The 10,969-nt window shown below is 60.4% G+C and carries 13 protein-coding genes; 9 read left to right on the forward strand and 4 right to left on the reverse strand.

The annotated features are described in order from the left end of the window. Positions 1-102 precede the first annotated feature (102 nt). The 5 genes from HNQ65_RS26340 to HNQ65_RS26360 all read left to right on the forward strand — a co-directional run bounded on the left by HNQ65_RS26340 (position 103) and on the right by HNQ65_RS26360 (position 4,357). A complete protein-coding gene (locus tag HNQ65_RS26340) occupies positions 103-1,317 on the forward strand; it encodes a hypothetical protein (protein WP_184344842.1) in 1,215 nt (404 codons plus the stop codon). A gap of 72 nt (positions 1,318-1,389) precedes the next feature. After that, positions 1,390-1,716, forward strand: a complete 327-nt coding sequence (sugE, locus tag HNQ65_RS26345) for a quaternary ammonium compound efflux SMR transporter SugE (protein WP_184344844.1) — start codon at positions 1,390-1,392, stop codon at positions 1,714-1,716. A 107-nt stretch (positions 1,717-1,823) separates the two neighbouring features. Next, a complete protein-coding gene (locus HNQ65_RS26350) occupies positions 1,824-2,480 on the forward strand; it encodes an ATP-dependent Clp protease proteolytic subunit (RefSeq protein ID WP_184344846.1) in 657 nt (218 codons plus the stop codon). A gap of 74 nt (positions 2,481-2,554) precedes the next feature. Further along, positions 2,555-3,469, forward strand: a complete 915-nt coding sequence (locus HNQ65_RS26355; RefSeq protein ID WP_184344848.1) for a sugar phosphate isomerase/epimerase family protein — start codon at positions 2,555-2,557, stop codon at positions 3,467-3,469. A 207-nt stretch (positions 3,470-3,676) separates the two neighbouring features. Then, positions 3,677-4,357 carry a hypothetical protein gene (locus tag HNQ65_RS26360; protein ID WP_184344850.1) on the forward strand — a complete coding sequence of 227 codons (681 nt, stop codon included), beginning with the start codon at positions 3,677-3,679 and terminating at the stop codon, positions 4,355-4,357. Between the two features lie 16 nt (positions 4,358-4,373). On the opposite strand, the gene HNQ65_RS26365 is transcribed toward HNQ65_RS26360, so the two are convergent. Then, the gene (locus HNQ65_RS26365) at positions 4,374-4,892 is read right to left on the reverse strand and encodes a DUF6702 family protein (protein WP_184344852.1); all 519 of its coding nucleotides are present in this window, start codon (positions 4,890-4,892) and stop codon (positions 4,374-4,376) included. 398 nt (positions 4,893-5,290) lie between these two features. Here HNQ65_RS26365 and HNQ65_RS26370 point away from each other — a divergent pair, with 398 nt between their 5' ends. Continuing rightward, positions 5,291-5,581 carry a hypothetical protein gene (locus HNQ65_RS26370; RefSeq protein ID WP_184344854.1) on the forward strand — a complete coding sequence of 97 codons (291 nt, stop codon included), beginning with the start codon at positions 5,291-5,293 and terminating at the stop codon, positions 5,579-5,581. Between the two features lie 31 nt (positions 5,582-5,612). Here the strand turns inward: HNQ65_RS26370 and HNQ65_RS26375 are convergent, their stop codons facing one another. Beyond that, the gene (locus HNQ65_RS26375; RefSeq protein WP_221306308.1) at positions 5,613-5,807 is read right to left on the reverse strand and encodes a hypothetical protein; all 195 of its coding nucleotides are present in this window, start codon (positions 5,805-5,807) and stop codon (positions 5,613-5,615) included. Positions 5,808-5,936: 129 nt separating this feature from the next. Between HNQ65_RS26375 and HNQ65_RS26380 the strand changes: the two genes are divergently transcribed. Next, complete coding sequence (locus HNQ65_RS26380) at positions 5,937-6,344, forward strand: hypothetical protein (protein ID WP_184344858.1); 408 nt, start codon at positions 5,937-5,939, stop codon at positions 6,342-6,344. Between the two features lie 14 nt (positions 6,345-6,358). Then, the gene (locus HNQ65_RS26385; RefSeq protein ID WP_184344860.1) at positions 6,359-8,323 is read left to right on the forward strand and encodes a hypothetical protein; all 1,965 of its coding nucleotides are present in this window, start codon (positions 6,359-6,361) and stop codon (positions 8,321-8,323) included. A gap of 820 nt (positions 8,324-9,143) precedes the next feature. Here HNQ65_RS26385 and HNQ65_RS26390 read toward each other — a convergent pair. Together HNQ65_RS26390 and HNQ65_RS26395 are read right to left on the reverse strand one after the other, a co-directional pair. After that, positions 9,144-9,881, reverse strand: a complete 738-nt coding sequence (locus HNQ65_RS26390; RefSeq protein WP_184344862.1) for an amino acid ABC transporter ATP-binding protein — start codon at positions 9,879-9,881, stop codon at positions 9,144-9,146. Continuing rightward, positions 9,871-10,638, reverse strand: a complete 768-nt coding sequence (locus HNQ65_RS26395) for an amino acid ABC transporter permease (protein ID WP_184344864.1) — start codon at positions 10,636-10,638, stop codon at positions 9,871-9,873. The genes HNQ65_RS26390 and HNQ65_RS26395 overlap by 11 nt, the downstream gene beginning before the upstream one ends. 137 nt (positions 10,639-10,775) lie before the next feature. Here HNQ65_RS26395 and HNQ65_RS26400 point away from each other — a divergent pair. Beyond that, on the forward strand, positions 10,776-10,969 hold a 194-nt coding region (locus HNQ65_RS26400), incomplete at its 3' end, for a hypothetical protein (RefSeq protein ID WP_184344866.1).

The following is a 10,969-nucleotide window of genomic DNA, read 5'->3' on the forward strand; positions in this document are numbered from 1 at the left end:
CTCCCACCATGCAAAGCGTTGGGTTTTCATCGACATGTCTTCTTGCCTCGATGCACCCAATTTGCCAATCGACAGGTTTTCAAACACGACCTAGGCTCTGATGTGGACAGCCGTGCAGACATCTATGCCGTGGGCGTCATGCTCTATCAGATGCTCACAGGCGACATCCCGCGTGGCATGTTCCGAATGCCGTCGCAAAAATTCGCCAGCATCGACCCTCGCTTCGACGACATCGTGCGCCGCGCCATGGAGCACTATCCCGAGGAGCGCTACCAGAGCAGTCAGGAGTTCCGCCTCGCGCTGGATGTCATTCTCACCACTCCCAGAGCGGAGGCGGGCCAGCAATCCAGCGCCGTGCTGCCCAAGCAGCCGCCTCAGAGACCTGGCCGCACAGTGGTTCCCTCCTCGCGCAGCCCGGGCTCCACCTCACAGCATCAGGCCTCATCCACTCCACAGCCCCGCCTCCATGAGCCACTACCATCCGCCCCTCCCCAGGCTGGCTCCACGATGCCTTACATCATCGGTGCCCTGCTCATGCTCGGCTTTGGCGGCTGGCTGATCATCAACCAGCAGAAAACTCCACCGCCTCATCAACCTCAGGCAGCGCCTGTGGTCACCACGCCGCCTGTTACCCCTGATCAAAAAGCAACGGCAAAGCCCCAACCCGCCGCTTCAGGCAAAGATAAACCGCAGCAAGCCCCTTCTCCTCCACCCGCAAAGCCCACGCCTCCCTCTACCACCAAGGTCGCCAGCGTTCCCGCCGCCCCCATGACGCCCCCAAGCGCACCAGCTCAGCCTTCGGCGTCTCCCACCTCCCCACCGGCACCTCCAGCCGCTCCTCCCGAGTCCATGCCCGAGCGTCTCTCCAAACTGGAATCCCAGTTTCAAAGCGCCTTCGAGCGGGATGTCAACGCCCCCTACAACGAGCAGATCGCCACGCTGTCCACCAACTACCTCGCCGCTCTTGACCGTGCCATCGAGGAAGCCTCCAACGCTGCCAGACTCGACGAAGCTTTGGCTCTTCGTGAGGAAAAGCAGCGCTTCACCACGCACAATTTTATGCCGTCGATTGACCCTGCGAACCTGCACAGGACTCTGATCAGCCTGCGCAACTCGTATCGCGGCGCAGAAAAGAAATTCGTACAGCAAAGAGACTCCGCCGCCCTCCCCCTTTATGATCGTTACATCGGGGTGCTGACGGCTCTGGAAAGAGAATGTTTAACGCAGGGCCGCAGCACCGATGCCGCCGCAGTGCGTACCAAGCGCGAAGATGTGGCCTCCCGCCGCAAACAGCGTGCAGCCAAAAGCTCTGGATGACTCTGGTCACCGCCGTAGCCGTTTAAAAAGACCAGCCGCTCATCTCGGCGGTGGCGTATCCTTGTTTCCATCATGCCTTGGTTTCACCTCCTCATCGCCGGACTGCTCGAAGTCGCCTGGGCTGTCGGCCTCAAGCAGACCGAGGGCTGGACCCGCCTCTGGCCCAGCGTCATCACCGTCGTGTTGATGATCGCCAGCTTCTTCTTTCTCTCCCTGGCCCTGCGCACGCTCCCCATCGGCACCGCCTATGCAGTCTGGACAGGCATCGGCGCAGTCGGCACCGCCTTGATCGGCCTCTTCATCTTCCACGAGCCCCGCACCACCGCCCGACTCGTATGCATCCTGCTCATCGTCTCCGGCGTCGTCGGCCTCAAACTCGCCTCCGCCCCGCCCGCCTGATCCAGCATGCTGGATTCGTCATTCGCATTTACTCATTCGTCATTTCCCGCTCCGCCTCTTCCATCTCTCCTTTGACAACCACACCCCCCACCTCTTCATTCCCTGCCATGATCCCCAGCTCCTCCTCCGATTTTCCTTCCGTCATCGCCCCTCAGTCCAGCTACATGGTCCCCACCGTCATCGAATCCGAAGGCCGTGGCGAGCGCGCCTATGACATCTACTCCCGCCTCCTCAAGGACCGCATCATCTTCCTTGGCGGCGAAGTGAACGACACGATGGCCTCCATCATCATCGCTCAGCTCCTCTTCCTCCAGATGCAGGATCCGAAAAAGGACATCAACATCTACGTCAACAGCCCCGGCGGCAGCGTCACCGCCGGCCTCGCCATCTATGACACCATGCAGTTCCTCACCTGCGATGTCTGCACCTACTCCATCGGACTCGTCGCCTCCATGGGCGCCGTCCTTCTCGCCGCAGGCACCAAGGGCAAGCGCTACGCCCTGCCCAATTCCGACATCATGATCCACCAGGTCTCCGGCGGCGCTCGCGGCACCGCCAGCGATGTCGAGCGCACCGTCGAGTACATGTTCGGCCTCAAAAAACGCCTCAACCGCATCCTCGCCCACCACACCGGCAAGTCCGTCGAGCAGATCGAGCGCGACGCCGACCGCGACAACTACATGTCCGCCGCCCAGGCCGCCGAATACGGCCTCGTGGACAAGGTCCTCGTTGGCAAAAAAGACCTCCCTGCCGAAGCCAAATAACCCAACACTCCCTTCCAAAGGGCGGGACTCACACTCCCGCCCTTTTTTGTGCCCTTCACGCTCCCTCCCATCCCATGAAATTCGGCTTCGTCACCGCCATCCTCCCCGAGCTCTCCTTCGACAACGTCCTCAACTTCGCCCGCCACGAAGGCTTCTCCACCGTCGAGGCCATGTGCTGGCCCGTCGGCAAAGCCGAGCGCAAATACGCTGGTGTCACCCACATCGACGTCACCTCGCTCACCAAAACCAAGGCCCAGGAAATCCTCGGCCACTGCGACGATCAGGGCGTCAGCATCAGCGCCCTCGGCTACTACCCCAACATGCTCGACCCGGACGCGGAAGTCTCCCGCGCCACCGTCGCCCATTTCAAAAAAGTCATCGCCGCCGCCCCCAAGCTCGGCGTCGGCCTCGTCACCGGCTTCGTCGGCCGCGACTGGACCCAGACCGTCGATGAAAACTGGCCCCGCTTCCTCAAAATCTGGAAGCCCATCATCCAGTACGCCGAAGACCACGGCGTCAAAATCGCCATCGAAAACTGCCCCATGTCCTTCACCCGCGACGAGTGGCCCGCCGGCAAAAACCTCATGACCACCCCCGCCATCTGGCGCCGCGCCTTCCACGATCTCGACTCCGCCTCCTTCGGCCTCAATTACGATCCCTCCCACTTCATCCTCCAGGACATGGATCCCCTCAGCCCCCTCGCTGAGTTCAAATCCCGCCTCTTCCACATCCACGCCAAGGACGTCCAGATCAATCGCGCCGCCCTCAATGAAGTCGGCCGCTTCGACTTCCCCCTCCGCTGGCACCAGCCGAGAATCCCCGGCTACGGCGACATCAACTGGCCTGCCTTCATGGCCGAGCTCATGCGCATCGGCTACACCGGCCCCCTCTGCATCGAAGTCGAAGACGACACCTTCGGCAAAACCCTCGATGGCCGCATGAAAGCCATCAAGGTCGCCCGCAACATCCTCGCTCCCTACTTCGGGTAACCATCTGAATCGTCCTCGTCCTCGTCCTCCTACTCGAACTCGTCCTCGATCAAAGAGCTCCTTCACTTGCCCACATCTCCATAAAACCCATCTGCACCGTGCCCAGCCTCTTCGTATTGTAGTACCGGCTTCAGCCAGTCCGGCCTCACAGTTCGTGTTCCGGGCCTCAGCCCGTTCTAAACTTAGACTCACGAAACCATCACACGCATGAAGCTCTTCGTTGCACTCCTCCTCGTCCTCACAGGATGCAGCAGAAAGTCTACCGCAAAGCTCATCGTCCCCCCCTTGCCAAAAGTGGAGATCGCCGATGTCCCATCCCCACCAACTCCATCCATCATCGTTGAAAAAGGCTCCAATCTGCGCGCCATAGCCACCGCTGCCTATCACCATGAAAGCTTCAGCAGCTTCGTCGGACAGTTGAATGGCATTTCCAAACCCGAGCGCCTTCTCGCAGGCGCAAAACTCAAGACACCCTCCCTGCCGGTTGCCCTTCACGATGCTGGCCTTGATCCCCAATATCAGCCCGCCGTCAATGCACTTTCCAAGTCTTGGACCGATCTGGCCGCGATCCTCCCAGAGTACATCCATGCTCGCTATGCCGCCAGGGCAAGGGACGGCGATAGATTTGTGGTTCCTGAAAAGATCCGCAAAGCGCTCCTCACATGTGCCGAGGCATTGGATGCATCCGCAGAAGCACTGAGCCATCCTCAGGCGGGACATGTTTCACCTCGTTCCGCCATCAGGCAGTTCGCAGGCGCATCTTCAAGTCTGCAGCGATTCTCACAAGGTTTCGTCGAAAGCCTGGATTATGATACTTACCTCGTTGAGCAGCAGTTTGGCATAGGGTTTACCAACCTGCTATTCTGGGTCCAGTCTCACCACAAATGATTCGATCATAACCGGTTCAGTCAGCCTGCATGACCTTCTGGCTCGCCTTGTCTTGCGCGAAGCTTAGTTCGATTTTCTGAGAGCCAGTTTGAAGCAGCATCAAATTCACCTGATCCTGAAACAGCTCGCAAAACACCGCATCCCTCACCGTCGCCCCCTTCAGCCCCTCCGGCATCTCCACCTCAAAAAACAGCACCACCGCCGGATCCCCGCTCTTCTCACTCTCCTTCTCCATCTCCCGTCCCACCCACGTCATCTTCGCCACCTTTCCTGCCGCGTCCGTCACTACAAAGGTCTTATTCAAGTAAACCAGCACCTGCGCATCAAATTCCGCCGCAGGCGTCTTCTCCATCCGCATCTCCCGCTCGCACTGCCGGATCAGCGCCGTCTCCAGATCGCTGATAAACACCGTCAGGCTCACCTCCAGCCTCTTCGTCTGCGGATTGTACTCCGCCTCCGCCGTGGAGGTATGTACCGGGTGCGCCAGCGCCCCCGCTATCACCAGGAAATAAAAGAGGGTCGCCAGACTGCGCATACGGCTGGAGCTTATCCCGCGCCACCTGCACTGGCAAGACCCTCTCCCCGCCTGCAGCGTTCCAGCTCGCGGACAATATCCGGTCTCTGGACCCCACGCTTAGCACTGGAAACCCCTTGGGATTTAGTGTATTAAATCGCGGATGGTCAAACAAACCTCCGCCAAAATAAGCTCCCGCACTGCCGGAAGCCCTACGGATTTCACTCTCCGTGCTGGCTGGATGCCCCTGCCAGCTTTCTTAGCCGCCTGCTTTAGCTCTCCACGACATGGGCATCCGCTCCGGCAAGATCCCGCAGCCCGCTCGATCTTCATAGCACAATGACCGCACCCTAGCCCCCATTCCCCCAAGCCACCCATCCCCTCATCACCGCACCCAGCCAGCACACCACGCCCCTTCCATGAGACTCATCGGCTTCCTTCTCCTCTCTCTCCTGGTCATCCTCGTTCTCACAAACCCCAATGAAACCGAGTTTCGAAACCACATGCAGAACAAGTACGGCATCGCCGGTTCCCTGAGCCTTAAAGTGGCCTCCATCTTCTCCGCCGGCACCAATTCGGGCATTTCACGAGACAACTACCTCCTCTTCAGCCGCTACTACATCGGCGGAGACGGCATCCTTCCTCGCACCGATCTCGCCTGGGGCGTCGCTGGAAAGTTCTTCGACATCCAGGATCATGACAGAAAGTAGCACTGCATCCTGACGCCAGCCCCTCCTCTAGCTACGGCTCACCTTCCCCCGTCTCGGGTGCGGCTTTCTCCACCTTCGGCATCTCCACCGTAAAGGTCAGCTCCCAAGCTCGCTGCTTGATCACCCACACCACTCCCGCCAGCACCAGCATGGCCAGACACACCAGATGAAACATGCACCCGCTCAGGCAGCCGTTTCCCTGAAACGAACCGCGATAGATGCGCATATCTCTTCTGTCCATGTAGCCCATTCCCTCCACCCTGCTCCATCTTGGATTGGACAGCCAGCATTTGTCGTCGATTTTTAGCCTGTCTTTCACCGACCCCTCCACCCAAAACTTCCCGATCCTCCTCCTATGTCAAGACGCGCACAATCTGGAGTACGCCCCACCCATTGGCTGGGATTGATCGCCATCATCGCCTGTGTTGGCGGCGGCGGTTTCCTTCTCATGCACCGCACCGTGGACCCCATGACTGGTGTCACCGAACTCAATACCGGCGAGTTCATGGAAAACGCCACCGCACTCAGCGGCAATGAATACAAGGTCGAAGGCATCGTGGATGACCGCCTCGACAACTGGCGCAGCTCCGACGGCCGCCTCTTCAGCATGCAGGTCACCGACAGCTCCGGCAGCACCTTTGTTCCGGTATGGGTTCCGCCAGATTTCAAAGGGTCCAATATCCAGCGCGGTCAGCGCTACATCGTCAAAGTACGCGTTCTTGAAACCGGCGTGCTCGAAGTCATCGAACTCAACAAAGCCTGAGCCTCCCCACCTCCATGAAGATCCTCCTCCCCATCTTCGTCTTCGCTGCACTCGCTCCTCTCAGTGCCCAGGTGCTGCCAGGCGCACCCGGCGCGGGCGCACCTCCAGCCAGCACCACCACCAATTCGAACAACAATTACAACATGGTCCCGGGCTCTGCCTCAGACAGGCAGACAGACACCCAGACCGCATTGGGCAACATGCCCATGGCAGACCCCGGCTCCGAGAATGTCTCCTTCAATGGCAAGCTCTGGAACGTGACCAACAATCGCATGATGCGCTCCCGGTTTGAGACCTATCTCACCACCCCGGAGGCCAAGGGCCCGGAGGATCAGGCCTACCGCGATATCATGGCGCAGATCATGGAGCTCCTCTCCCCCAATCACAAGCAGGCTCCAGATCCCGTCACCAAGGTGCAAGCCCGCGGCCCGGAGGTCATGAAGGCCTTCGCCCTGCTCCCGGAGGCAGGCACCGCCAAGATCGACGGCGGCCTATGCAATGCCTTGGCCAATGCCGTCTGGGATGTCTGGACCTCCCAGAAACGTGTCAATGAACGCAAGCTCGCCAACGCCGCCATGATGGAGCGCCGCAAGCAGCTCGAATGGAATGCAGAGATGGGCCTCAACAGCGCTCCCCTCGCCAAAAACGGCCCCACCTCCACCAAGTCGCAAAACAACGCGCAGGTGCAGCAAAACAACAGCGCCACCGTCGGACGCACCTCCGGCTACATCAAAGGCATAGCCGAAATCGAAGCTCGCACCAAGCTCAATGAGACCGCCATGGGCCTCTCAGAGATCACCAGCAAGACTCAGTTTCAGGCCATGATCATCCAGATGTTCCTGCAGCGCCGCTTCGAGCACGCCATCATCGCCTGTCGTTTCTACCCCAATCTCTTCCGCGATGGCGAAAGCATCCTCCAGCTGGACAAAGGCAGCGACGTCCAGAAAATCCTCTCCAGCAGCTTCGGCGTCCCACCCACGGTCAGCATGATCGACGGCCTCTCTCTTGAAGCCATCCGCAGCGTCGATGAGTCCCTTGTCTCCTTCGAAAACCTCGTGGCCCGCCGCGACCTCGACAGCGCCGGCAACCGCCTCTTGGAAGCCTACGGCATCGGCGAGTACCTTCCTCGCGTCCGTCGTCTTCCCATGACGGAGAAGGCCAAGATCCTCGATTTCGTGCGCAAGAAAAACAAGCTCCTCTCATTCCTCGAAATGAAGGACTACGCCAGCGCGGAAACCGTCGTCATGGAACTGCGCACCGCTTCCGAAGACTTCGAATACGCCAAGCCCTTGGCCGCCATCCAGACCGCCAAGACCATGAGCAACCTCCACGTCAACAACGCCAACGCAGCCATGGGCAGCAAGGACGCCAAAACCGTCGAGGCAGAGATGAAGGCCGCCGCAGAAATCTGGCCCACCAATCCCCGCGTCACCCAGCTCAGCGAGCACATGATGCAGTCCACCGACATGAAGTCCCAGGCCCTCATGGAGTTCGACCGCCTCATCAGCCAGCGCAACTACCGCCAGATCTTCGAAAATCAGGCCCCCTTCATTGCCGCCGTCGCAGACGATCTCACCCGCAAGCAGCAGCTTGAAAAAGTCCTCAAAGACATGGGCAAGCTCGAGCTCATCCTCGGCGGTGCCAAGGAACTCGCCTCCAGCAGCCCTCCCGCCGCCTGGGAAAAAGTCGAAAAGGAATCCAAAAACTACCCCGACGACCCCGTGCTCAGCAAGCTCCGCGCAGACCTCGGCGTCAAGGCCAGCGAATTCGTCACCGCCATCGAAAACGCCCGCCAGCAGGAAGAAAAGCAGCAGATCGGCTCATCCCTCTCCTGGTATCTCAAAGCCCGCCGCATGCACCCCATGAGCGAGATGGCCCGCGAAGGCATCAAGCGCATGGTGGACACCATCAAAAACGGCGGCCAGCCTCCCCCCACCAGCCTCGACACCCCGGCCCCCACCTCGGCTCTCAACAATTAAGGCCGCGCACAGCTGAAAACAGGTCTCATGGGTGGAAGCCAGCATTCCATGCCGCCAGCCAGCGCTCTGGCGGAGAGGGATCGTCCCGATCCCTCACGCTCCCGCATCGCCCCGCATTCTCGCGTCTCCACAAAGCCGAGCCTCCTCATCTTCCAGCGCCATCGCACATCCGCGAACACGCTGCAGGTGTGGGGGATCAAGATGATCCCCCTCCGTCAGCTCGTGCCTCCACCTTCAGACCCGCTTTTAACTGATCGTGGTATAAGGCCGCTGTTCACTGCTCCATCAGAGCATTTGAACCACCCTGTGGCCATATTGCATCGCCACAGGCGCCAGCAGAGCGGTCCGCACAACACGCGCTCCCCCCAAGGCCGCCCCCATAGTGGTCCGCACAGTCCTCTGTGCGGCTCGCCCGCCCCCTGACGCACAAGCCATCACCCGCCTCCTCAAACCCCAGCGCACGCTTTGAAATACCACGATCTATTGAAAACAGATCTGTTCTCTCTGTGCCACAGCCGCCTCTCTTCACACCAGCACCAAAGGTGCGGCCTATCGTAGCCTAGGGCCAGCGAGCCTAAGCGAGCGCCGCCCTAGGTTCTGCCAGCCAATCCGGGAAGCAAACCCATCGCCTTCTTTACATTCCGCGCTCTCCAGCAGCGTCCCTCCGCCATGCCGCCTCGCGGCGACTCCCTTGCTGCCCAATTCCACACGATCAGTCGCCGCTTAATGACTCCCTCAGCAGCCGGAATAAAGACCCGTTGTCAATCGCCCGTGGCATCATTCGTCAAACTCACTGAGCGCCGGCTAACCCCTGTGTCACTCACCGGTACTTCGACAGCCCCTCCAGGTACCGCCTCGCCATCTCCGTCTTCGGCTTCGTAAAAAACTCCGCCGCACTCGAAGACTCCTGCACCTTCCCCGCAGCCAGAAACACCACCCAGTCCGCCACCTTCCGCGCAAAGCTGATCTCGTGCGTCGCCAGAATGATGCTCTGCCCCGCCTCCGCCAGCTCGCGGATCACGTCCAGCACCTCCCCCGTCATCACCGGATCCAGCGCCGAGGTCGGCTCATCCAGCAGCAGCAGCCGTGGCTTCGGTGCCAGCGCCCGGGCTATCGCCGCACGCTGCTGCTGTCCTCCTGAAAGCTGGCTCGGCCGCTTGTGCTCATGCCCTTGCAGTCCTAGCCGATACAGCAGCTCCAGCGCCCGCTGCGTCGCCTGCGTCTCCGGCATCCCATGCACCTCCTGCAGCGGCAGCGTGATGTTCTGCAACGCCGTCAGATGCGGAAACAAGTTGTAGCCCTGAAATACAAAACCATTCCCGCGCCTCTCCACCAGCGCGCCATCCTCATCATGCGGCAATGTGCGGTCATCCAGACTCACCTGCCCCGCATCCGGCACCAGCAGGCAGCCCAGCACGCGCAGCAGCGTGGATTTCCCACCGCCAGACGGCCCCAGCAGCGCGATCACCCGCGCCTCAGCACCGGTCGCAAACTCCGCTCCGTCCAGCGCTGCATGCGCCCCATATCGCTTCGTCACCGCCTGCGCTTCAAGTTTCATACGCAAACCTCCCTTCCAGCCTCCGCGCCACATACGACAGCGGTAGCGTCACAATCAGATACGCCGCCACCAGCGGCAGATACCCCTCCAGCGGGGCATAGCTCGCTGAGTTCATGATTTTGACCTTCTGCACCAGCTCCTCGATCCCGATCACCGACAGCAGGGACGAATCCTTGATCAAAGACACCAGCTGTCCCGTCGTCCCCGGCAGCGCACGCCGCAGCGCCTGCGGAATGATCACAAAGCGGTACGTCTGCACCTTCCCAAACCCCACGGCACGCGCCGCCTCCATCTGCGAGGCACTGATGCTCTCCACCGCCCCGCGAAAAATCTCCGCCAGATACGCCCCCTCAAAACACCCCAGCAGGATGATCCCCGTCACCACCGGCTGCTCAATGCTCAGCGCCTGCGCTATGATGTAATGTCCAATAAGGAGCTGCACCAGCAGCGGCGAACCCCGCACCAGTTCCACCACCCCGCCGCAGGCCATCCGCACCGGCTCCCACGGTGCCCGCCGGCCCAGCATCAGCACAAACCCAAAGCCAATGCTCACCACCATCGCCACCAGAGAAAGCCCCATCGTCATCAGCCAGCCACTGCCAAACTGAAACCGGTACTTCCACACCCCGCTCCAGTTCCAAGGATACGCCACCGAAGCAAACACCCCGTAAAAAACCGCCGACGCCACCACAAACAGCCCCGCCGCATAAAGCGCACGGCGCGTCTTCGAAACAGAGATGGCAGTAGCAGCAGACAAAGCGCCATCACATACGCCAGCCAGCCCCCCTTTGTCCCACAAATTTTAGCCCCAACTTCCCACTTCAATTTAATGCCAAACTTAATGCCAGGCATTTAGTTGATTGACTGTGCACGATTTTCACCCATTTTCCCGCCATGCAACCCGCCCAATCCCCTCATCCCCAGTCTCTCCCGCTCGAAGAGCAGCTCGTCGGTGTGAACGCCAAAACCGGCCTCTATCCTGCCGCGCGGTCTTGGTCCGGCGGGCGCAAGCGCATCCTCGGCAAGGGGCCGCTGGAATCCTATTGCTACCACGTCATGTCCCGCACCTGCGGCGGCGAAATCTGGTT

Source organism: Prosthecobacter vanneervenii, from assembly GCF_014203095.1.
Classification (GTDB): Bacteria; Verrucomicrobiota; Verrucomicrobiia; order Verrucomicrobiales; family Verrucomicrobiaceae; genus Prosthecobacter; species Prosthecobacter vanneervenii.

Bases quoted from the DNA above. Each gene is read 5' to 3' on its own strand.
- sugE (WP_184344844.1), top strand. From the start codon at position 1,390: ATGCCTTGGTTTCACCTCCTCATCGCCGGACTGCTCGAAGTCGCCTGG.
- HNQ65_RS26350 (WP_184344846.1), top strand. From the start codon at position 1,824: ATGATCCCCAGCTCCTCCTCCGATTTTCCTTCCGTCATCGCCCCTCAG.
- HNQ65_RS26355 (WP_184344848.1), top strand. From the start codon at position 2,555: ATGAAATTCGGCTTCGTCACCGCCATCCTCCCCGAGCTCTCCTTCGAC.
- HNQ65_RS26360 (WP_184344850.1), top strand. From the start codon at position 3,677: ATGAAGCTCTTCGTTGCACTCCTCCTCGTCCTCACAGGATGCAGCAGA.
- HNQ65_RS26365 (WP_184344852.1), bottom strand. From the start codon at position 4,892: ATGCGCAGTCTGGCGACCCTCTTTTATTTCCTGGTGATAGCGGGGGCG.
- HNQ65_RS26370 (WP_184344854.1), top strand. From the start codon at position 5,291: ATGAGACTCATCGGCTTCCTTCTCCTCTCTCTCCTGGTCATCCTCGTT.
- HNQ65_RS26375 (WP_221306308.1), bottom strand. From the start codon at position 5,807: ATGCGCATCTATCGCGGTTCGTTTCAGGGAAACGGCTGCCTGAGCGGG.
- HNQ65_RS26380 (WP_184344858.1), top strand. From the start codon at position 5,937: ATGTCAAGACGCGCACAATCTGGAGTACGCCCCACCCATTGGCTGGGA.
- HNQ65_RS26385 (WP_184344860.1), top strand. From the start codon at position 6,359: ATGAAGATCCTCCTCCCCATCTTCGTCTTCGCTGCACTCGCTCCTCTC.
- HNQ65_RS26390 (WP_184344862.1), bottom strand. From the start codon at position 9,881: ATGAAACTTGAAGCGCAGGCGGTGACGAAGCGATATGGGGCGCATGCA.